This is a genomic window from Streptomyces sp. NPDC079141, from assembly GCF_040686775.1.
In the GTDB taxonomy this organism is placed as follows: domain Bacteria; phylum Actinomycetota; class Actinomycetes; order Streptomycetales; family Streptomycetaceae; genus Streptomyces.
In genome coordinates this window covers 274,938-294,885 of sequence record NZ_JBFBLP010000009.1, presented here as the reverse complement: position 1 = coordinate 294,885, position 19,948 = coordinate 274,938, and the positions used below count along the sequence as shown (strand labels likewise).

Genomic DNA, 19,948 nt, shown 5'->3' with positions numbered 1-19,948 from the left:
AAGCGAGATCAGACTGCCCACCAAGATCAGCATTCATGTCCACCGCGAACGTCGCCAACTCCCAGCTACGTGCTCACACAGAGAGTCGTCCAACATGGGCTCGACGTCCGTGCCGAATCCGGTCCCACTCCTCGCCAGTCCACACTCGATCCGGCAACTGTGACACCGGGCGCGGCACGTTGATCGGGTGGAGCCGCCGGAACGACTCTCGGGTCAGTGGGGCATCTGAAGTCATGGCGTGATCCTACAAAAGCACCACTCCAACGGGGCAGCGGCCCATCCCCAGGCCTCAGGTGGCGGACCCTGGCCCAAATGAGCTCGTTTCATCGTGAAGTTGCAGGTCATGGCTCAGGCACGAGCCGGTGGCTGCGGGTGGCCTTGCGGCCGGCGATGACCACGGGGCGCGAGAAACAGCAGGCCGTGAGCTGCCGCGGGCTCAGCCCGGTGAACGGGGCTATCCAGGAAGGCTCCGACGCCATGACCACACCAGCTACGCCAAGATCGTCTCACTTCTACCCAGGGGCTACGACGTAACGCTTCAGTCGTCGCGCGCCTTCCTCCACGGGTAACCGTAGTGGTCCAAACGCTTCCGTTCACCTATGACGAGAAGGCCCCAAAACATACCCATTACCAAGGTGAAAAGGGCGACCTGCAGGTCCACCCTCCCGATCGCCAAAGCGCAGAGGCCGCCGGAAAAGGAAGCGCCAGCGAGTCCGCAGAGCACCGGATGGCACAGAAACCGCCCGCGCGGCCGCAGGGATGGCCGATCGCCCCCCAAGTGTCGATCGACCGCCCAAAACGCCCGTTTGAGTGCACCCACAACCACGCCCCCATCTCGCAGGCTCTCCTGCCGCGGCTTGAGTGATCGTAGGAGCCTGGGGCCAGCGCAGTCATGAGACCGGCGTGGAGTGAGCGAAGCCTCCCCAGCGAGCCGATCCTCTGCCTCCCGCCTAACGAGGAGCCAGGACAAAGGGGTGCCCCGCGACTCCTGACCAGGGATCACGGGACACCCCTTAGTGATCACGGGTTGCCGTAGTACGACGTTCGAGTACGCGAAGCGCAGCCTCACCCCACTGCATGTTCTCCCGCTCGAACGCCATGCCGCGCAGCAGTGTCAGGTACGGACCGATCCGTTCGGCCTGTGCGCAGTACTCGTCCTCCGTGCGCCCCTTCAGGAGGCGCTCCTTGAGTCGTTCGTACCGGGCGAGCTTGGCGGCGGCCCATTCCATGCGTTCGGTGATCGCCGCTCGTACGGCCTCGATGTCGCCGACGTCCGCGCACTGCACCTTGACCAGGAGCTCGTCGCGGATGATCGTCGGCTTGCCCGGCGGTTCGGCGACGTAGGCGCGCACGGCTGACATGCCGGCTTCGGTGAGCGAGAAGAGCCGCTTGTTCGGCCTGCGCTCCTGCTCGACGACGCGTGCGGTGATGAGCCCCTCGCGCTCCATGCGGTCGAGCTCCCGGTAGAGCTGCTGAGGGGCGGCCATCCAGAAGTTCGCGACGGAGGCGTCGAAGGCCTTGGCCAGGTCGTAGCCGGACGCCTCGCCTTCGAGGAGCGCGGCCATCACCGCGTTGCGCAGTGCCATGAGGTGAGATTATCGCATCGTTGACTAGTCATGGATATGACTATCTCGGCGTCGCCATCATCTGCGCCCGAGGGATGGACAACCCGCGCCACTCGACCCTAATCTCCGACACACCTAATCAACTAATTGACTAGAGGTGATGTCGTGCATCCGTTCCGCAAGGCTGTCGAGGACCGTGACGAGGCCGCGATCGAGGCGCTCCTCGCCGAGAACGTCGTCTTCACCAGCCCCGTCGCCTTCAAGCCGTACCCGGGCAAGGCCATCACCGCCGCCATCCTGCGCGGGGTGATGCGGGTCTTCGAGGACTTCACCTACGTCCGCGAGATCGCGAACCCCGACGGCCGCGACCACGCCTTCGTCTTCACCGCCACCGTCGACGGGCGGCAGATCCAGGGCTGCGACTTCCTCCACTTCGACGAGGAGGGGAAGATCGACGACTTCACCGTCATGGTCCGGCCGCTCTCCGCAGCCCAAGCGCTCGCCGCCGCGATGGGCGCCCAGTTCGACCGGATCGCGCGGGAGGCGGCCGAGGCATGACCGACGTCGACGCCGTGGTCATCGGGGCCGGCAACGCCGGTCTGACGGCCGCCACCACCCTCCAGCTCGCCGGGCTGCGCACCCTGCTGGTCGAGCGGCACAACGTCCCCGGCGGCTGCGCCACCTCCTTCCGACGCGGCCGGTACGAGTTCGAGGTCGCCCTGCACCAGCTGTCCGGGGTCGGCCTCGAAGGCCAGGGGTTCACCCTGCGGGGCCTGTTCGACAAGCTGGGCGTCTCCGACCGGATCGACTTCGTACAGGAGGAGGACCTGTACCGGGCCGTCGTCCCCGGGCGGCACGACGTGACCGTGCCGGCCGACTGGGCCGGGGCCGCCGACGCGCTGGAGGAGGCGTTCCCCGGCAACCGGGACCGTATCGAGCGGTTCTTCCAGCTCCTGCGGGACGTCGCGTTCTGGCAGATCGCCGCCATGCGCGGAATGCCGGGCGACGAGATCGACCCGGTCCTCTTCCGGCAGGGCCTGCGCCCGCTCGCCGACGTCCTCGACGAGCACTTCGACGATCCGGGCATCAAGTCGGTGCTCGCCACGTACTGGACCTACCTCGGCCAGCCGCCGTCCCGGCTCGCCTTCCAGGACCTCGCGCTGACGCTCTTCGCGTATCTGGAGTTCAAGCCCTGGCATGTCAGGGGCGGTTCACAGGCGATGTCCACTGCGATCCTCGACTCCTTCCTCGCCGCGGGCGGCGAGGTCCGGTTCAACACGGCGGTCACCGGGATCCTCACCGAGCGCGGCCGGGCCGTCGGAGTGCGCCTCGACGACGGCGAAGAGGTCTCGGCCCGGGACGTCGTCTCGAACGCCTCGCTGCCCGTCACGTACGGGATGCTCGACGACTCCGTCGTCCCCCACCGCATCCGCACCGACCTCGCCACCCGCCGCATCGGCGTCTCCGGCTTCGTCCTGCACATGGGACTCGACGCCGCCCCGGCCGAACTCGGCTTCACCACCAGCACGACCTTCGTCAACGCCGACCTCGACGACGAGCGCACATACGCCTCCTGGCGCAACCTGGAGCCCACCCGCGGCATCTGCGTCTCCTCCTACGACCTCGCCCCGATCGGCTTCGCCCCCTCCGGGGCCACCCACGTGAGCCTCATGACCCTGCAGTACGGCGACGTGTGGGAGAAGATCCCGCCGGCCGAGTACGCGAAGGCCAAGTTCGCCTACGCCGAGAGCCTCCTCGACCGGGTCGAGGCCGTCGCCCCTCGGATTCGTGACGCGATCGAGGAGGTCGACGTCGCCACTCCACTGACGATGGCCCGCTACCTGGGCCATCCGGGCGGCGCGATCTACGGCTACGACCAGGACCGCACCGAGAACTGGCTCTTCCGCGACAGCGTGCGCGACCCGGGCGTGCCCGGGCTCCATCTGGCCGGTTCCTGGGCGGGGTTCGGCGGATTCCAGCCCACCCTTGAGGCCGGCCACCGCGTCGCCCGCCGCCTCCTGCGCGCCCGGATCGCCGCCTGAACCCTCCAGGAGACACCCTGTGAAGCACCCTCTCGCGCCGCTCTTCAACGGGCACGACGACGTCCAGGCGGAGATCGACCGGCGTCCCGCGGACACCGCCGACCACGCCGCCGCCACCCGCCGCATCCTGGACGCCTACCACCCCGGGCGGCTGTCCCTCACGGTCGCCGCCGTGGTCACCGAGACCCCGAGCACCGTGACGCTCCGGCTGCGGCGTCCCGACGGCGCCGATCTGCCGCCGTTCCTGGCCGGTCAGTACGTGGCCGTGTACACGGACGGCACCAGCCGCCCGTACGCCATCTCCTCCAGCCCCGCCCGCCCCGGACACTGGGACCTGACCGTCCGGCGGGTCCCCGGCGGACGGATCAGCAACCACCTGATCGACACCGTGGCTGTCGGCGACACCGTCACCACCACCGGCCCGATGGGCACCTTCCACCACAACCCGCTCTTCCACGGCGACGATGTCGTCTTCCTCGCCGGCGGCTCGGGCGTCGCGCCGGCGATGAGCATGATCCGCGACGTCGTCGACCGCGGACTCGACCGCCGCTTCCACCTCATCTGTGGCTCACGCTTCGCCGACGACATCCTCTTCCGCGAGGAACTCGACGCACTCGCCGCGGACCGTCCGAACATCCGCGTCGACCACGTCGTCGCCGAGCCCGGACCGCAGTGGGCGGGGCCGACCGGCTTCCTTACCGCCGGTCTGATCAAGACTCTGGCCGGGCCGCTCGACGGGCGGATGGTGTACGTGTGCGGGCCCCAGGCCCTCTACCCGTACGCCCTCACCCAGCTCGCGGAACTCGGCCACCCGCCCCGCCGGATCCGCTTCGAGGCCAACGGCGCCCCCGCCGACCCAACCGCCCAGCAGCACTGGCCCACGGACACGGCGCCGGACGCCGAGGTCACCGTCACCGCACGGGGCCGGAGCTTCCGCACCCGCCGCGACCGGCCGCTCCTCGACGCCCTGGAGGACGAAGGCATCCGCCCCGAGGCCGCCTGCCGCTCCGGCGAGTGCAGCCTGTGCCGCGTCCGGGTCATCAAGGGCACCGTCCACACCGCCGAGGAAGCCCGACTGCGGCTGTCCGACGAGCAGTTCGGCTACACCCACTCCTGCGTCGCCTACCCGATCACCGACATCGAACTCGACGTCTGAACCCCACTCCGGTACACGGCCGGGCGCCGACTCCGGGCTGTGCGCGGGGTCATCGCGTGCCACAGCGCATCAATCCGGAAGGCCGTCGCGTCGCGGGACGCGGTGCCCCCGGCCGGTCTGCTCAGAAAGCCGCACACCGTGAAAAGGATCGACGCACGCACCAACCATCGGCCAGTTTGTCCACCCTCGCCGCGCACGCTTTCGGCCCGCGCACGGCCCTCCGCCTCCAGCGAGACGGAATCCGGCACGCCGTCACCTACCGTCAGCTCGCCGAAGCGGTCGGCGAGATCGCCGCCGGACAGTTGCGCGTGGGGGTCCAGCCGGGCGACCGCGTCGGCCAGTTCGCCGAGACCCACAACGAATGGACCCTGTGCGACCTGGCCAGCGCCCGCGCCGGCGCGGTGAGCGTGCCCGTCTACGTAACTGGGCGGCGCCCTCTCGCCGATCCCGGATCGGATCGTGTCAGTGGCTGGTGACAGGATCGACGGATGCTGATCAAGGGATACGACGTCGGCCCGCTGGTGCCGGGCGAGTCACTGGCGGTCCACCCGGGCTTCTGGTCGAACTACCTCTTGGCGATGTGCAGCGACGGGGGGTGTGCCGAGCGTCCGGTTCCGGAGTGGTTCGGTGAGGACGGCGCCGATGCCGATGCCCTGTCCGAGGTGCTCTTCGATCCTGAACGCTGGCCAGTATTCAGGGTGCCGGCAGAAAGCGGCCCCGGAGCCGTAGTGATCTACCGCAACCTGGATGGCGACTACGGCACCGACTACCTCCTCACCCATCCTGGCAGAAGCCACGTCGAGCAGATCGCCAGCTGGGAAGGAGATTTCTCGGGCACTGGGCTGACATGGCGCGACCTGATCCGGATCGCTGACAGCCCCTCCCTTGCGGCCGAAGGCGTCCAGGACACGGCCACCCGCTTCCTGCTGCTGCTTCCCCTCCTCACCGACCCGGACGTGCCAGAAGCAGCATCGGCGAGGCTTGTCGCCGCCCTGACCATGGTCGGCGCGCCGCAAGACACTGCCTCCACCGCGGCAGAGCACCTGCTGGCCCACCTCACGAGGAGATCCCGACACGACCCCACGTGGGCGTCTCCGTTGAGCGGCAGCTGAGAGGCGGGCCGGCTGCTGGTCACCCGTGGGACGATCTTGGTCCGCTGGAGGACCGGGCCTTGCCTGTCGCGGCGTACTGGCGAACGAACCTGACCATGCGGCAGCTCGCGCCACTGTTCGGGGTAGCGAAGTCGGCGGCGGACCGGATCATCGATCATCTCGGGCCCATGCCGACGTTCCAACCCCACAAGCGGTTCGATTCGCGAAGGACGCCGTGCTCATCGTGGACGACCGCAAGGCATGGGAGAAATCCGGTGCCAAGGCCGCCGCCGGCAACACCGTCGCCATGCCGACGGCGGCTGCCTGGGCAGCGGACTCGTTATCCCGCACCTCCGCTCAGGGCTGTCCCACAAATGATCTCCGAGCGAGTGCCGGGCTCCTCTGTGGTCTCAGTGAGAGAGACGGGTGCGTCAATGCCACTCCGGCCGAAAGTCTGGTGTTTCCCCTGATGGGCGCGCCACGGTGCCGTGTGCGTATGAGGATGGAGGACCTCAACGCTCCAGGGCTCGTGGCGGAGTCGGGGATCCTCTTCATGGAAGGGGAGGACGACCCGCCGAACTCAGGAGACTCAAGAGGGAAGTCGGCACGCTTGCCGAGGAGACCGAGCAGGGCGGCGCCTGGCTGACCCAGGCCATGGAGCAGGCGTGAGAGCGGCCGGCTCCTCGATCAACTCGACGAGATGGGCACGGGAGAGGCCCGTGAAGGCGGAATGAGACAGGGCCCCGCGGGCCCATTGAGACGACGCATCCCATGAACGCGCGCGGCCGTGTTCACGTCACGGGTGCGCTGACGGTCGATCGAGGGGACGGGAGTCGCTTTGGATCCGTCCTTGCGTTGGGCGGCGATCGGTCCTCGGCCGACCCCAAACCCTGTGGTGCACGCGGGAACTGCGTGGGGTTACGCGGTGACGACCGAGATGTTGAAGTCCACAGGGCCGAGGACCCCGTACAGCCGCAGCCACAGCGGCATGAGCAGTTCCGTCGCGCGGGCGCTGGACAGATCCCCCAGGTCGATGATCTGGTCGGAGGCCCAGCCGAAGGACCGCAGAAGAGTTGCCACCTCAGCCTTGGCGTGCTCGTCGTTGCCGCTGAGAAATACGTTGTGGTGGCCGGGGACCCGGCTGGGCTCGACCATGACCGTGTTGTTCATCGTGTTGAGGGTCTTGACGATCCGCGTTTCAGGGAACGCCTTTTGGAGTTGCTCGGCGAGGCTGCCGCCGTCCGGAGTGACGACCTTGGGTGGGAACCCGTCGGAGAAGTCAAGCGCGTTGGACACGTCGACGAGCACCTTGCCGCGCAGATTGTCGGCACCTGCGGCTTCCAGAACGGCCAGTGAGACCAGGCCGCCGGTCGCGTTCACCACCAGGTCGGCAGCGCCGGCCGCGTCGGCGAAGGTGCCGTGCGCGCCGCCGTTGTCCGCGGCCCACTGCTTGGCTTCGGCGTTGTCCGCCGTCCTGGAGCCCATCGTGACCTCATGACCCAGGGAGGCGAGCTTGGTGGCGAGCCTGCGCCCGACCTCACCCGTGCCCAATACCGCGATCTTCATGTGTTTGTTCCCTCTCGTACGAAATCACTGTGCAGCTGCGGCCAGTTCAGCGGCCACAGCGTCGGCGCCCAGGCCAATCATCCAGGTCAGCGGAGCGTCCGGGAGGAATTCCTGGATCTTGGGCTCCAGTTCGGCCCTGGCCGCGTCGTCGAGGGTGGCTCTCCGCCGCCCCGAGCTCCCTGGCCGTGTACGTCACGCCGTCCAGGACAACCTGGTCACGATCGGCCAACTCCACGGTCGGGTAGGCAGTCACCGCCGGCCATTGGTCACCGTAGACCGGTCCCACTGTGCGCGCTTGGCGTCGGCGATTTCCCGGATCGTCTTGGCAACTCGATGACGGAGTTGAGCAGGTTCGTGTCCACCACGACGACGCCCTGAGCGGTCTCCAACAAGTAGGAGTTGACGTACTGTCCGGCTTCGCCGCCGGTGTGCGTATGGATGGTCAAGCCGGACATGTGGTCCCCGGATTCGTTTGAGCGACTGATGTACGTGACCGTAGGCGGGTACCGTCCTGGACGGAAGTACGCACTATTTGGTGCCTGTCCCGGGGGGCCCGATGGAACCGGACGTGTTCGACCCGAACTGCGGCTCACGGGAGGTGCTCGACCTGATCGCCGACAAGTGGAGCGCGCTGATCCTTTACGCGCTGCGAGGCCGCACCCTCCGCCACGCCGAACTGCGACGAGCCATCGGCGGGATCAGCCAGAAGATGCTCACCCAGACGCTGCGTACCCTGGAGTCCGACGGGATCGTCCGACGCGTCGCGTTTCCCGTCGTACCGCCCCACGTCGAGTACTCGCTCACTGCTCTCGGAGAGTCCTTGTCGCCCCTGCTGACCGAGGTGTGTCGGTGGGCCGAGAACAATCTCGCCGACGTCCAAGCCGCCCGTGTCAACGCACATGGAACATCCTCGTAAGGAAAGGAGCGCTCCGGCTCTCGGCCGGTCGCTCCGCGTACTCGATCTCCAGTCGAAGAGGACCGTGTTCAGCAAGTGACGAGGGCCTGACCGGGTAGCTCCAGGCCTCGTGAACCTTTCCGTCCCGGATACCGACTCTCATGGTGACGCGTGACGCGTGACGCGGACAGGGAGGTGCGGTGGACGAAGACGGACGCACTGGGCTGCTGGTGGTGCGCTGCCAGCTCGGGGAGCGGCAGGCGTTCCGCGAGCTGGTGCAGCTCTGGCATGCCCCGCTGCGGCGCTATGTGCGGGGCATGGTGGGATCCGGGCATCTGGCGGATGACCTCGCTCAGGAGGCGTGGGTAGCGGTGGTGCACGGGCTGCCGCGGCTGCGGCGGCCGGAGCGGTTCGCCCCGTGGCTGTTCACCATCGCCCGGCGCACCGTGGCCGACCATCTGCGGCAGGCGTACACGGCCCTGGACACCTCGGCGGTGGAGGACGACGCCATCGCCGCCGACGACGACCTGCTTGCCGCCGTCCTGACCACGGTGGAGATCGAAGCCGGCCTTTCCTGGCTGCCGCCGCTGGAGCGCGAAGTGCTGATCCTGTTTCACCTGCAGGACCTGTCCCTGGCCTCTTGCGCGGAGGTACTGGGCGTACCGCCCGGCACGGTCAAGAGCAGGCTGCACCGCGCGCGGCGCATGCTGCGAGACGTCCTGACCAAGAGGGGATACGAGGCATGAGCGAGCAGAACCACGGGGTGCACAGGGAGGTGCCCGAGGCACTGGAGCGCGCGCTGGCGGCGGAGACCTCGCTGCGCTCCCGGATGCGGTACGTGGCCGCCGGCCTGGCGGGAGGGTGCGCGGCAGCACTGATCACGGTGCTGTGGGCGACCGAGCCGGATCCGCTGCCCGCGCGTACCCAGGCCGCTTTTGCGGGGTTGATCGCCATCGGCCTGGCCTGGGCCGTCTTCGCCGGTTGGGTTCTGTCCCGGCGCCGGCCTCTGTTCGCCCGGGACCGGGTGCTCGGCGCCCGGCTCGCGCTGGTGGTGACCGTGATGTCCAGCGCCGCCGGGACGGCCCTGGCCGCGGTACGCGGCACGGCGGCCGGGGCGCTGGCGGTCGCGCTGGCCGGTGCCGCTCTCGTCGCCGCTGCGGGAGTCCTCCTGGCGCGGGCGCAGGCCCGCCGCCGGGAGCTGACGCGGCTGCGGGATGCGCTACGGGAGGAACGCCCGTAGCGTCGTCGCTGTCACGGAGCGCGCTGCGGGCCGCGAACGGCGGCCGCCGCGATGGCCGCGAGTGGTGACGTCAACGCCGAACACCGCGTCCACGCCGCGATGGCGACCAAGGCGTTTGCGCGCGCCTACGGCGCCATGTTCCCCAACGCCGTCGCGGAGATCACCGACGACGCTGAGGGGCTGCCGGTGCTGTGCGGCTTCCCGGCAGAGGCCTGGATCCGCCTGCGCCCCACGAACTCCATCAGTCGACGTTCTCCACGTCAGCTCCGCACCAAGGTCACCCGCGGCACTGCCAGCCCGGCCGTGGCCCTCGCGACGGCGGTCGAGCTCGTTGAATCCGCCCAGGCGCGCTGGCGCGCGATCATCGGTGCACACCGCTCGCTCTGACCGCGTCGGCGCCCCGTTCGAGAATGGCAATCTCGGCGAGCGAGCCGACGAATCAGGACGTGACGCTCACGCCGCGTGACACGCCGATCCATAAAGTGCTGACTATTCCTCATACACCAGCGCAATAGGATTCATTTGCCACGAACCGACCTGAAGGCAGTCATCATGGCAGAGCGTCACCTCAGAGCTCGGCGGCGAACAGCCGCGTCACCTGTTTCCGTCTGGGCAGTACTCGCAGATTTCCCGAACCTGGCGGGCATCTGGAGCGGGCTCAAGAGCTCTCAGGCCATCGGCGATCAGGTCCGAGGTGTGGGTGCTCGCCGCCAGGTTGATCTGAAACCGGTCGGCTCGATGGTCGAAACGGTTACCGCATGGGAGGAGGGCCGCATGCTCGCCACGGAGAACCAGCCATCGGCCCTCGTGCCGATGAAGCATGCTGCGGCCAGGGTCACCCTCGAACCCGACGGTGACGGGACAGCCATCACATTCGACTACTGGTACGTGCCAGGGCTTCGGCATAGTCGTGTGATGTCCGGTTCGTGATTACGGGAGGCCGAAGAGCGCGAGCGGGCGTTTCGGGTCACCGGTCTGTGACGCGGAAGGAGCCGGTGCGAGGAAGGTCTTGTTCGGCCCAGGCGGCCATGGCATCGAAGACGACCTGAAGTCGTGCGCCTTCCGGGGTGAGCTCGTACTCCACCCGGGGTGGGATCTCCGGGTAGGCGGTGCGGGTGACCAGCCCGGTGAGCACGAATCGCCGCAGCCGTGAGGACAGGGTCTTGGGGCTGATCCCCGGTAGCGCGGCGCGCAACTCGGTGAAGCGTTTCGGGCCGGTCAGCAGCTCCCGCACGATCAGCGTCGCCCAGGGCCCGTCCAGCACGGTCAGGAACCGGGCGATCGGACATTCCGGCAGAGGGTGCTCCAGATCACTCATGCTCTCCCCATTAGTTCATTTGAGGGAACTGGTTCCCTTAGGGAACTGTAGCTGGGACAGGCCGCACCAGACACCTAGGAGGACCTCATGACCGCGATCACTACGGCCAACACCGCAAGCGAGATGGTGCGCTCGGCGACGAGCACCGCGTTGCGGGTCGCCGCGCGCGAGCTGGAGCTCTACGACACGGGCAACGTCGCCGGGGCGGACGAGGTGTTCGCCCCGGATGTGATCGACCACAACCCCGCTGCCGACGCCGCCTCGGGCATCGACGGCATGCGAGCGTCGATCGCCGCGGTCCGCGACGGGTTCACCGACACGCAGCACCGGATCCTGTTCCAGCAAGAGCTTCCCGGCGGCTGGGTGGTCCTCCACTGGCGGATGACCGCGACCCACACCGGAGACGCCTTCGGGTTCCCCGCCAGTGGCAACCCGGTCGACATCAACGGCCAGGACATCATGCGCATTGCCGACGGCAAGATCACCGAGATCTACCACGTCGAAGAACTGCTCAAGCTCACCCAGCAGATCAGCAGCGGCGCACAGTCGTCCTGAAGATCGAGATCTTTTCGGACAACGCCTGCCCCTGAGCCCTGATCCGCAAGCGCCGCTCGACGTGGCGCTCGCCCACTTCGGGCGCCGCGACCTGGCAGAGCCTCGGCTCAGTCGTGTGACGTCCGGTTCGTGATCACGGGAGGCCGAGGAGAGCGAGCGGGCGTTTCGGGTCGCGGGAGTTGGCACGGAGTGCAGCGGCGATGTTGTGGGTGCCGGCGATGCGTAAGGCGCCGATGGCGAGGTTGCGCCAGGTCGCCATGGTCCGGGGCGCGCTGCCGGTCCGAAGCTGTGAGGCGTCCTCGGCGAAGGTGGTGTCCCTCACGTGGTGCAGGGCCTCGATCTGCCAGTGCGAGCGGATCATGTTCCCGAGCTGAGTGGGTGTGGCCTGCCCGGCGCTCAGGCTGGTGACCGCGTAGACGGTCTTGATGCTGACCTTGCCGTTCTTGCGGTTCACGCGCCGCCGCTTGAGCTGGATGGCCTGGCGGGCGCCGGGGAAGAGCAGGTTGTTCACCGTGCACACCTTGATGCGGCGGATCTCGCCGCGGCCGTGACCGTTCTCGCGGGTGCGGCTCTGGAGCGGGATCTGCTGCCAGGGAAGGGCCCTGAGCTGCTTGCGGAGCTTCTTCTGATTCCCTTTGACGATCACGATGTAGTGGGCGTCGCGGCTGGCGAGGTACTCGGCGTGCTCGCGCTGAGTGTGCATGGCGTCGCTGGTCACCACGGTGTCGGCAAGGTCGGCGAGGGCGTCCAGCAGGGGTTGGAAGCAGGTGATCTCGTTCGTCTTGTCCCCGACGTCCAACTGGGCGAGGACCAGGCGGCTGGTGTGGTCGAGTGCGGCCAGCAGATGGATTTTGCGGCCGCCGGCCCTGGCGGCACCGCGCAGGCTCTTGCCGTCCACTGCCACCGCCCGCCGGGCCCTTGGGCCGGGTTGGATGCGGCGGTCGGCCAGCCAGGCGCCCACCGCCCGGTCGAGTGCATCGGCATCGAGGCGGGCGAGGGTGCGGCGGATGGTCGTCTCGCAAGGCACCGGCAGGGTGCCGCTCAGCGGGCAGCGGCGTGCGCCGAGACGGTCCAGGACCGCCGGTGGCGCATCGGCGGCCCACTCGCTGATCGCCAGCAGAGAGGTCGCGCCGGTCAGCACCGCGCAGGCCGCCAGTGCCAGCACGTACACCAGGCTATGGCGCAAGCCGCGCGGCTTACGGGGGTCGGGAACCTCGGCCAACCGGGCCAGCAGTCCGGGCAGTTCGTCCTCGGCGGCCTCAGGTTGATAGCAGAGTTGGTCAAGGACAGGCGGGATCGGAGAAGATACGACGGCAGGCACGGACTTCCGTAGGGATCACTGGACTCGACACCCACATGATCTTGGAAGCTCGTGTCTGCCCTACGTTCCAGGCCCACATCCGGACAACCCGCTCAACCCGCGACTACGCCGAAGCCCTGTGGTACGTGCCGAGGGGCGGCCCGATGGGAAGCCTGACCGGTCCTGTGATCGACAGGATGCTGATGGGACAGTTCGAGAACATGTTGGCCGCCGTCGACGAGGCCACCCGCACTCCGGGCTGACAAACAGTCGGCCGGCCTGGACGCGAAAAGGATCAAGCCGCGTCCACACCGAATCACGTTGCCGAGTAATGGCACATGACCTACTCGACCCGGGGCCGGACTTTAACGGCCAGCCTGCTTACCTGGTTTGTCCCCGGGACGGGAACGGAGCCCCGTGCTTTGCCGACACGCACACCGCCGCTGATGTGGTCTTCCCTCAGCCTGGTGCAGCGCCGGTAACCCGGGGCACGGTTCGTCAGCGGGGCACCCTGATTGACCTCACGCACTATGACGCCGAGGGCAACCCGCTGATTCCCCCAACCATTCCGCTAGACGTGCTGCGGCAGATGTGGGCTGACCGTTATGGCTGATAGCCCGTTCTGTGAGCTGTGTACTGAGGACGGTCTAGGTGTGGCAGCGGATGTGAGCTGTTTCTATCCGCTGACGCGTTCTCAGCTCATTGCCCGGGGCGTTTCCCGGCCGGATTCCCCGGGATATCGGAAGTCAATGTGTCTCGTCTGCTACCGGGCATGGAAGCGGAACACCTGAGCACACCAAGGGCCGTGTTTCTCTGATGCCAGCATGGCCCTAACGGACGGTGAAACCGAGGTAGCCGCCCTCTGGATGTTCATCGCTGATTTTGAGTTGCCAAGCGTATCGGCCCGGCACCAACGAAAAAGAAGGAAGCGGTACGACGAGTGTGGAGTCAAGCGGGACACCCGGCGGGGTTTCAGGCAACGGGTTAGCTCCGTCGTATTCTCCAGTCACTCCGCCAAGTTTGCGCCCGTCTGCGTTGACTAGGTCGAGCTCCATTTGAAGTGGCGTGTTCGCCATACTCCATGGAATCTCTAGCTTGATAGCTAATGCGCTTTCGGGAGTTGGTGAAGGAAATACGCTCCGCCCCGCGCCTTCCATGTTCATTAATCCGTTATCCAACCTCTCCGCCGCATTGCAGAGCATCATGTTCGCTCGCATTCGCCGCCTCCACGGACCTGGTGACGTTTAGAGCCATCGTCCCGCCAGTCTGCCGTGATCGCATGTCATGCAGTCGCGCGGCCCTTCCCTTACGCAACCTGCCCCCCACCGCCGGCCTGAGGGCCATACCGCCGATGGCCAGCACTTATGGAGTGTACGCGTGGGGGTGCCTCCCTTTGCTGCCGCCATACCCCGGCACACGGACCTCTAGGACTAGCCCATGCCCCGTAAGCCCAAGAAGCCATGCTCCCAACCAGGATGTAGCGAACTCACTGACGGTGGCCCCTGTGCTGAACACAGGAGGCAGCGCGATGCACAGCGAGGATCAGCGGGCAAGCGCGGCTATGACGTCGGATGGCAACGAAAGCGAAAGGTTTACCTGTACGCGAATCCATGGTGTGTGCTGTGCGGTCGGCAAGCGAACGTCGCGGACCATTGGCCGCTGAGTCGTAAGGATTTGCTGGCTAGAGGTGAGGCAATGCCTGACGCAGCAAAGTACTTGAGGCCGCTGTGTAAGCCATGCCATGACAGCGAGACCGCGAAGAACCAGCCTGGTGGTTGGGCAGCCGAGAACGTGAAGCCCAGCCGAATGACGTTCCGCCGTACTGATCTCCGCTGAGTCCTACCCCCTGGGGGATGACCCCCTTCCCCGTCAGATATTGACCGGCAGGGAGGGAAAAAGCTAGCGCCGCAACTCAGAGCGTTTGCGCGGGGCGAACCCTGCACTCAGGTACCGGCCTGCCGGGGATAAGGGGTGCCATTCTCGTCTGTGACCTCTGCCAACGTTGCTGGCTGCACTTCGACTCTGAGCATGGGCCATGGGGTTGGACTCTCAGCGCTCCCACCCGTCAAAAGCATGTGGCGGACAAAGGCACCCACCAAGAATTCGCGCTCAGCTAGGCGGCTGATGTACTGCTGAACGGTCTTCTCTGCGTCCCGATTCTCTCGGACGCTTACTAGTTCTCCGGCTATGTCAAGGTAATCACGCAACAGATCCATGAATTCGATGATCAGGTCTTCATCGTCGTCATTCAGATGGTCCGGCATGGCGTACTCAAACGTGACACTTTCTCTGACCATGTTCCAGAGCGGGTTTCCACGCGTAATTAGCTGCAACACCTTGGGCTGAGGAAACAACGGATCAGGCACCAGCCTCAAGCGGGTTTCGTCGGCTCCCACCCTGGAACGCACCCACGTTTCGTGCTCCGATTTGATTAGCCGGAGCCGCTCTACAGTGAAGTGGTTTGGCTGATCATCCACCCGTTTGTGATCCTTGCTGCACAAGAGAATGAGATTCGTGTGATGGTTGATCAGATCCTCTGTGAGTCCTCCTGCCCGGGGGCCACCACCTGAGCGTGCAACGATGTGCGCTTCCTCGCCAAATACAGAAGGGTCATCCGATGCAGTCCCAGGTGTGACCACCTGCTCTTTGCAGATGGCGCAGAGGCCACCAGCCTGAACCCACAGAATCTTCCGGGTCTTCTCGGAAACGCCCATTTTCACCTCGCAAGCAACGAATCTCAATTGGCCCGTACCCGCTGCCTTCCTGGTGGCCAGTACGGGGCTTGCTGTGTTTTTAAGCTGCCTGAGGCTCAGGGCGTAGGCGGTTCAATCTCCGGGGGTTCATGACCATCTGATCGCCTAGCTTCAATCTCTTCGGAAACTGTCCGGAAGAGCCGTCCCATGGCGTCAGCTTGCTTCTCTTGCGCCTTCCTCGCCTTCTTCGATTCCTCAGCTAGTACGTGCGTGCTCCACTCCAAGGATTCACGATTCAAGAGCCCATGTTTCAGCGCGTCCAGATCGATGGTGTATGTCAAGGTCTCAACGGGACCGAATGGTCCAGAACAGTTGACCACTACCGTATAGATTCGCGGTAGGTCTGACTCGAACAGCTTGTGACTAACATCCATGAGGTACATCAATTGCCGCTTAGGTGGCAGCACAGAAATCTTTCGGGTCACCGCTGCGTTGAGTTTGGCTGCCGTCTCATCTCCGAGAGCGGATTGCAGGGGTGGATCAACCGTTAGCTGTACGTCACGCGCCACCGTTGGGCCGCTGTTCTCAATGAAAAAGCACAACAACTGCGACCCTGGAACTCTCTCCCTGATATCCGCAATCACGTACGGTTGGACTTGTTCACGCTGCGCCTGTTCTGTTAGCGCGTTAGCCTTCTTGGCCGCTTTCATCTGCTGGTGAGTGTAAATGAATGTCCCCACCGCAGTCAGGACAGAAATGACGATGGCAATCAGTGCGAGAGTGGATTCGTCCATGAGCGCACTCCAAGGTGATAGTTATGCTGCCGGGTGCTCGGCGAGTAGGGCAGCGAATTCCGGCACGTCCACGCATTCCTGCAATCGGTCGAGAATGATGCGCCCTCGTGCATGACTATCTGACAGCGTGTCAGGTGCCAGTGGGATCGCCCGTTCGGCTACGGCTGCCGCTAACGCTCAATGGCCTTGAGACCCTGGTAAGCCTCTCGCAGGTCCGCGCTCTCTGGCAGTTGCTTGGATTCAACAACCTTGACAACTTCCAGCGCACGCCAGTGATTCGAGGGCACGACCTTGCCGGACAGTATGGCTTTCTGGGCAGCGTCGCAGGCTTCATCGAGTCGGTTGTTTTCGAGGAGAATTAAAGCCAAGTCGATATTCGCTGAAGCTACTCGCCGGGGCCATCTAGTCACGTCATCGCTGGGGCTAAGCCGTGCGATCACTTCCCGCGCGTAGGGTTCTGCTGCCGCATCCCCGAGCCAAGCAAGGGTTGTCGCTGTATAGGACAGCGATTTAGCGGGGTCGTATCGGTAGTGATGTTCTGGTGTATCCGGCGCGCCGAGTGCGGAAGACATTTCCTGTACTCGCTTGATGGCCGAGTAGGTCTCTTTGCTTTCGCCCAGCCTTGCATGCGCTCTGCCCTCTTGTGCTGTCGCCTGAATCAGCGCGGAGGTACCGGCCGGAGCGATGTCCTGCGCCGTACGAGACAGTTCTACAGCCTGAACGTAATCGCCGTCAGTGAGCACGCGCCAAGCCTCGGTTTCGTAGCACCATGCTTCAATTTCGCGCTGTCCTGCTTCTCTGGCGAGAGTGGCAGCAGTCTCCAGGCGAGCCGTAGCCGCATCATCTTGCATCAGATCAATGTGGACAGTTGCACCCAAGAGAGACAGCCACCCGCCGACAACCAGCAAGCGCCTGTGTTCGGACAGCGTCTTTTTCCCGTCCAACAACTTGACCACGTAAGCGGAGTGCTTCCGTACCTTCCGAAGCAAGTCCGCAGGGTCAGACTTGGGGTACGACATGGCCAAATGATCAAAGGCGTGTTCAAGTCGTTCGAGTGTGGCGATTCCTGCGTCGCTGGCTTGTACCCGCCGGGCAAGTTCCCAAGCGTCCATTTCGTCGTCATGTGGCTTGCCGTCCTCAGCGCTGAGCGATAGGCCGAGGTATTCGTTAACTGCTTGAATCAGTTCGGGAGAAGCTGCTTGTTTCCCGTTAATTACCCGGCTCAGATACGAAACGTCGTAATGCAACTCCTTGGCAGTACCTCTCAGGCTCTTGCCCTGCGCCTTGAGTGCTGCCCGTACCTCGGTCCCGAAGTCGTTCATGCCGCCGCCCGTGCAGTGTGGACTGTTGACTCTCAGCCTAGTCAACGCTGGTCAACTGCCCTATGGGTACGCGAAATCGGTTGAGTTGACAGACGCAACGCAAAGCCCCCGGACCACATGCACGGTGATCCAGGGGCGCGGCCACCAACCGGTAAGGGGTTGACGACAGTGCCCAAAGCTACAGGCAGACTCCCTGAAAGTCGCCAGCGGACGGAGCCTCTGAGGGAGATCGTTTCGGGCCGGTACCCGGAGATTCGGGCCACTCCAGCGCCTGACTGCGACGTCTGCGCGGCGCTGGCCAAGCAGTGGCAGGAGACCAGCGACCGTGACGTGTTGATTGAGATCAACAATCACCCGCACGACGAACCGAAGCTTTCGCGCGTCAGGCATTGGAAGGCTGAGGGGGCGTCGGTCGGATGATGTCACCCACGACACGGCCGAATCGCCGCATGCGCGCCTTACCGGCCCCTGAGCTAGTCAGCCTTGTGGAAGGCTCGGAAGGGCGGTCTGAGGGCGACTGGTGGACTCAGTACGGCGGCGCGCTTGACCCGGCGTCCGGCGTCATCGCGTTTCCGCCCCGCTCGCTGCCTCCATGTCGAGTGCCGAACTGCCGTCGCTGCGAGACCAGGGGGACGGCATGACGCGCGCAACGTACCGATTCCGTGAGCACACGCTGACTGCGGACGACCGACCCGACGCCGAACCGCTCAGGCACAGCATGGAGTGCAAGGCGTGCAGCGAGATCAGCGACGCAAGCGAGAACCCTGAGGACGGCTCGAATTGGGCCGTTGGTCATCTCAAGAGCAACCCCGGACATCTGGACTACCGGGCGCGCATCACTCGGCCCTATCGATTCGAGCCCGGAGAGTGGCAGTGACGACGAAGCAGGAAGACGCCTACCTGTTGGCCCCTACCCAAGAGGTGACGGGCACGGTCGGGGAAGACGTGCTGACCGTTCACAAACTCAGCGAGGGAAAGCCGGTGTGTGGCGCGACCGGCGAACTGACCGAGTGGCAGCGCGCCGTGACGTGTTCCGCGTGCGTCGCTGCTGAGTGACCCCGACCCGCTGAGGACGGCCCAAGTAGGGCTCAGCGTGTCGGCTGCCCCGTCTGTGCGTACGTCCCCCCGTGGCGCATGGGCGGGGCTTCCCCATGCCCTCTGACCTGGTGTACCTTCCAGAACTGCTAGTTAGAAGCGTTCGGATCAGCCATGACGACCCAGTTTCGGTCTGGTCCCTGGCCCACGTCCGTGTTGGTGGCGCCGAGGCCGAGCAATCTGGCCACCTCTTCCTCGGTGCTGCTGTCGATCGGGCTGACGTCGAGGTGAAGCCGGTTCTTCTTCACGGTCTTGCCCTCGGGCACCTGGACGAACAGCAGGGCGGGCGGCATCTGGCGGGCCCGAACGTCCTCGACGGTCGGCACCCAGGAGCCGATCTCGACCTTGTCCTTGCTCCGGTCGATCACTTTGAAGTCCAGGACCTCGCACCAGAAGGCTGCGAGCCGCTCCGGATCGTGGCAGTCAACGACCAACTCAGTGAACCTACTTGTCATGACGCTCCCAGATAGTGCGGACGGGGCTCAGCGTAGAGCGGCCCGTATTTCAGCAGACTCGACCTCCGGGTCGTGCACAGCACACCGTCGCTCCAGCGCGGATGCCACGTCTGCATTTGCCGTCACCCCCTCCGCGTGCCTGCCCACAGCACCGGTGCCGGCAGGTCCAGAGCGCGGCCGAGGGCGGAGGTGACAGGAGCGGCGTCATCCGGCAGGTGCCGAGCGGCCCAGGCGGCGGCCAGTTGGAGGAAGTCGATCAGGTCGCGCTCAGCGTCGTCGAGCAGTCGACGCAGGTCGGTCACGGACAGCTCGATCACCGGGCTGTTGGCCTGCTCGGCGTCGACGGTCAATCGGACGACGTCGCCGTGACGTTCAGCAAGAGGAGAGGGGTCGTGACCGAACGAGGCCCAGCCATCGCCTTCGACGACCTCAAGCCAGTCACGCCTCTCGTCCAGCCCTTTGCAGCAGCCCGGGACCAGCGCGGTGCCGGTAGCAGTGTCGGTGATCCGCAGCCCTCCGGGCGCGAAGAGGTCGTCCATGGTCAGCAGCCCGTTCAGGAAACCCCCGAGCGGGTCGGCGGGCCGCGGTGGGCGACCGTCGTCCGCAAGGTCGGTGTTGTTGCAGTCGGCGATGCGCATCACCGCTGTGCCGACCTCGGCAGGATCAAGTGCGCCGCCGAGCGGCAGGAAGTCGTACGGCGCGGACTCGGCGACAGGCCAGAGGGTGAAGCCATCACAGGCGTAGATCTCCAGGACGGGCTGCACAACGATCACCCCAGGAAGTGTGCGGTATGCCTGCTCGTGCCGCACTGGGACTACTTCACGACGTCCTGCTCTCTCGCATGCCGCCCAAGCGTGTTGC

Annotated in this window: 22 protein-coding genes and 1 pseudogene; 13 read left to right on the top strand and 10 right to left on the bottom strand. The window is 65.7% G+C overall.

Going from position 1 to position 19,948, the window contains the following annotated elements:
- Nucleotides 1-1,013: 1,013 nt before the first annotated feature.
- The gene (locus AB0Q90_RS25390) at nt 1,014-1,586 is read right to left on the bottom strand and encodes a PadR family transcriptional regulator (RefSeq protein ID WP_363161672.1); all 573 of its coding nucleotides are present in this window, start codon (nt 1,584-1,586) and stop codon (nt 1,014-1,016) included.
- Nucleotides 1,587-1,730: 144 nt separating this feature from the next.
- Here AB0Q90_RS25390 and AB0Q90_RS25385 point away from each other — a divergent pair, with 144 nt between their 5' ends.
- From AB0Q90_RS25385 to AB0Q90_RS25360, 6 genes and pseudogenes are all read left to right on the top strand, one after another.
- Nucleotides 1,731-2,123 carry a nuclear transport factor 2 family protein gene (locus tag AB0Q90_RS25385; RefSeq protein WP_363161671.1) on the top strand — a complete coding sequence of 131 codons (393 nt, stop codon included), beginning with the start codon at nt 1,731-1,733 and terminating at the stop codon, nt 2,121-2,123.
- Nucleotides 2,120-3,607, top strand: a complete 1,488-nt coding sequence (locus AB0Q90_RS25380; protein WP_363161670.1) for an NAD(P)/FAD-dependent oxidoreductase — start codon at nt 2,120-2,122, stop codon at nt 3,605-3,607. The genes AB0Q90_RS25385 and AB0Q90_RS25380 overlap by 4 nt, the downstream gene beginning before the upstream one ends.
- 19 nt (nt 3,608-3,626) lie before the next feature.
- Nucleotides 3,627-4,763, top strand: a complete 1,137-nt coding sequence (locus AB0Q90_RS25375) for an FAD-binding oxidoreductase (RefSeq protein ID WP_363161669.1) — start codon at nt 3,627-3,629, stop codon at nt 4,761-4,763.
- A gap of 176 nt (nt 4,764-4,939) precedes the next feature.
- Entirely contained in the window at nt 4,940-5,239 is a 300-nt protein-coding gene (locus AB0Q90_RS25370; protein ID WP_363161668.1) for an AMP-binding protein, read from the top strand.
- 12 nt (nt 5,240-5,251) lie between these two features.
- Entirely contained in the window at nt 5,252-5,875 is a 624-nt protein-coding gene (locus AB0Q90_RS25365; protein WP_363161667.1) for a hypothetical protein, read from the top strand.
- A 41-nt stretch (nt 5,876-5,916) separates the two neighbouring features.
- Nucleotides 5,917-6,164: pseudogene (locus tag AB0Q90_RS25360) on the top strand (transposase family protein); the annotation flags it as partial.
- Between the two features lie 608 nt (nt 6,165-6,772).
- On the opposite strand, the gene AB0Q90_RS25355 reads toward AB0Q90_RS25360, so the two are convergent.
- Complete coding sequence (locus tag AB0Q90_RS25355) at nt 6,773-7,420, bottom strand: NAD(P)-binding domain-containing protein (protein ID WP_363161666.1); 648 nt, start codon at nt 7,418-7,420, stop codon at nt 6,773-6,775.
- A 556-nt stretch (nt 7,421-7,976) separates the two neighbouring features.
- Here AB0Q90_RS25355 and AB0Q90_RS25350 point away from each other — a divergent pair.
- From AB0Q90_RS25350 to AB0Q90_RS25330, 5 genes are all read left to right on the top strand, one after another.
- Nucleotides 7,977-8,336 (top strand): helix-turn-helix domain-containing protein, encoded by a 360-nt coding sequence (locus AB0Q90_RS25350; RefSeq protein ID WP_363161665.1) that lies wholly within the window; start codon nt 7,977-7,979, stop codon nt 8,334-8,336.
- Nucleotides 8,337-8,515: 179 nt separating this feature from the next.
- Nucleotides 8,516-9,061 (top strand): sigma-70 family RNA polymerase sigma factor, encoded by a 546-nt coding sequence (locus AB0Q90_RS25345; RefSeq protein WP_363161663.1) that lies wholly within the window; start codon nt 8,516-8,518, stop codon nt 9,059-9,061.
- On the top strand, nt 9,058-9,555 hold the full coding sequence (locus tag AB0Q90_RS25340; protein WP_363161662.1) for a transmembrane transport protein: 498 nt from the start codon (nt 9,058-9,060) through the stop codon (nt 9,553-9,555). Before AB0Q90_RS25345 ends, AB0Q90_RS25340 begins: the two co-directional genes overlap by 4 nt.
- 51 nt (nt 9,556-9,606) lie before the next feature.
- Nucleotides 9,607-9,942 (top strand): hypothetical protein, encoded by a 336-nt coding sequence (locus AB0Q90_RS25335; protein WP_363161661.1) that lies wholly within the window; start codon nt 9,607-9,609, stop codon nt 9,940-9,942.
- 165 nt (nt 9,943-10,107) lie between these two features.
- Nucleotides 10,108-10,485, top strand: coding sequence for an SRPBCC family protein (locus AB0Q90_RS25330; RefSeq protein WP_363161660.1), 378 nt, complete (start codon nt 10,108-10,110; stop codon nt 10,483-10,485).
- A 37-nt stretch (nt 10,486-10,522) separates the two neighbouring features.
- Here the strand turns inward: AB0Q90_RS25330 and AB0Q90_RS25325 are convergent, their stop codons facing one another.
- Entirely contained in the window at nt 10,523-10,873 is a 351-nt protein-coding gene (locus tag AB0Q90_RS25325; protein WP_363161659.1) for a helix-turn-helix domain-containing protein, read from the bottom strand.
- Nucleotides 10,874-10,960: 87 nt separating this feature from the next.
- On the opposite strand from AB0Q90_RS25325, the gene AB0Q90_RS25320 reads away from it, so the two are divergent.
- The gene (locus AB0Q90_RS25320; RefSeq protein ID WP_363161658.1) at nt 10,961-11,428 is read left to right on the top strand and encodes an ester cyclase; all 468 of its coding nucleotides are present in this window, start codon (nt 10,961-10,963) and stop codon (nt 11,426-11,428) included.
- A gap of 133 nt (nt 11,429-11,561) precedes the next feature.
- Here the strand turns inward: AB0Q90_RS25320 and AB0Q90_RS25315 are convergent, their stop codons facing one another.
- The 5 genes from AB0Q90_RS25315 to AB0Q90_RS25295 form a co-directional block, all read right to left on the bottom strand.
- Nucleotides 11,562-12,749 (bottom strand): ISAs1 family transposase, encoded by a 1,188-nt coding sequence (locus AB0Q90_RS25315; RefSeq protein ID WP_363161657.1) that lies wholly within the window; start codon nt 12,747-12,749, stop codon nt 11,562-11,564.
- 809 nt (nt 12,750-13,558) lie between these two features.
- On the bottom strand, nt 13,559-13,945 hold the full coding sequence (locus AB0Q90_RS25310; protein ID WP_363161656.1) for a hypothetical protein: 387 nt from the start codon (nt 13,943-13,945) through the stop codon (nt 13,559-13,561).
- A gap of 726 nt (nt 13,946-14,671) precedes the next feature.
- On the bottom strand, nt 14,672-15,442 hold the full coding sequence (locus AB0Q90_RS25305) for an HNH endonuclease signature motif containing protein (RefSeq protein ID WP_363161655.1): 771 nt from the start codon (nt 15,440-15,442) through the stop codon (nt 14,672-14,674).
- 95 nt (nt 15,443-15,537) lie between these two features.
- Complete coding sequence (locus AB0Q90_RS25300) at nt 15,538-16,215, bottom strand: hypothetical protein (protein WP_363161654.1); 678 nt, start codon at nt 16,213-16,215, stop codon at nt 15,538-15,540.
- A 170-nt stretch (nt 16,216-16,385) separates the two neighbouring features.
- Entirely contained in the window at nt 16,386-17,537 is a 1,152-nt protein-coding gene (locus tag AB0Q90_RS25295; RefSeq protein WP_363161653.1) for a helix-turn-helix transcriptional regulator, read from the bottom strand.
- 873 nt (nt 17,538-18,410) lie between these two features.
- On the opposite strand from AB0Q90_RS25295, the gene AB0Q90_RS25290 reads away from it, so the two are divergent.
- Nucleotides 18,411-18,593, top strand: coding sequence for a hypothetical protein (locus AB0Q90_RS25290; RefSeq protein ID WP_217177468.1), 183 nt, complete (start codon nt 18,411-18,413; stop codon nt 18,591-18,593).
- Nucleotides 18,594-18,721: 128 nt separating this feature from the next.
- Here the strand turns inward: AB0Q90_RS25290 and AB0Q90_RS25285 are convergent, their stop codons facing one another.
- Both AB0Q90_RS25285 and AB0Q90_RS25280 read right to left on the bottom strand, forming a co-directional pair.
- Nucleotides 18,722-19,087, bottom strand: a complete 366-nt coding sequence (locus tag AB0Q90_RS25285; RefSeq protein ID WP_363161652.1) for a VOC family protein — start codon at nt 19,085-19,087, stop codon at nt 18,722-18,724.
- 122 nt (nt 19,088-19,209) lie between these two features.
- Entirely contained in the window at nt 19,210-19,896 is a 687-nt protein-coding gene (locus AB0Q90_RS25280; protein WP_363161651.1) for a hypothetical protein, read from the bottom strand.
- Between the last annotated feature and the right edge of the window lie 52 nt (nt 19,897-19,948).

Coding starts and splice junctions, on each gene's coding strand:
- AB0Q90_RS25390 (WP_363161672.1), bottom strand. CDS start 1,586: ATGGCACTGCGCAACGCGGTGATGGCCGCGCTCCTCGAAGGCGAGGCG.
- AB0Q90_RS25330 (WP_363161660.1), top strand. CDS start 10,108: ATGGCAGAGCGTCACCTCAGAGCTCGGCGGCGAACAGCCGCGTCACCT.
- AB0Q90_RS25380 (WP_363161670.1), top strand. CDS start 2,120: ATGACCGACGTCGACGCCGTGGTCATCGGGGCCGGCAACGCCGGTCTG.
- AB0Q90_RS25295 (WP_363161653.1), bottom strand. CDS start 17,537: ATGAACGACTTCGGGACCGAGGTACGGGCAGCACTCAAGGCGCAGGGC.
- AB0Q90_RS25350 (WP_363161665.1), top strand. CDS start 7,977: ATGGAACCGGACGTGTTCGACCCGAACTGCGGCTCACGGGAGGTGCTC.
- AB0Q90_RS25320 (WP_363161658.1), top strand. CDS start 10,961: ATGACCGCGATCACTACGGCCAACACCGCAAGCGAGATGGTGCGCTCG.
- AB0Q90_RS25305 (WP_363161655.1), bottom strand. CDS start 15,442: ATGGGCGTTTCCGAGAAGACCCGGAAGATTCTGTGGGTTCAGGCTGGT.
- AB0Q90_RS25285 (WP_363161652.1), bottom strand. CDS start 19,087: ATGACAAGTAGGTTCACTGAGTTGGTCGTTGACTGCCACGATCCGGAG.
- AB0Q90_RS25300 (WP_363161654.1), bottom strand. CDS start 16,215: ATGGACGAATCCACTCTCGCACTGATTGCCATCGTCATTTCTGTCCTG.
- AB0Q90_RS25355 (WP_363161666.1), bottom strand. CDS start 7,420: ATGAAGATCGCGGTATTGGGCACGGGTGAGGTCGGGCGCAGGCTCGCC.
- AB0Q90_RS25310 (WP_363161656.1), bottom strand. CDS start 13,945: ATGCGAGCGAACATGATGCTCTGCAATGCGGCGGAGAGGTTGGATAAC.
- AB0Q90_RS25325 (WP_363161659.1), bottom strand. CDS start 10,873: ATGAGTGATCTGGAGCACCCTCTGCCGGAATGTCCGATCGCCCGGTTC.
- AB0Q90_RS25335 (WP_363161661.1), top strand. CDS start 9,607: ATGGCCGCGAGTGGTGACGTCAACGCCGAACACCGCGTCCACGCCGCG.
- AB0Q90_RS25340 (WP_363161662.1), top strand. CDS start 9,058: ATGAGCGAGCAGAACCACGGGGTGCACAGGGAGGTGCCCGAGGCACTG.
- AB0Q90_RS25365 (WP_363161667.1), top strand. CDS start 5,252: ATGCTGATCAAGGGATACGACGTCGGCCCGCTGGTGCCGGGCGAGTCA.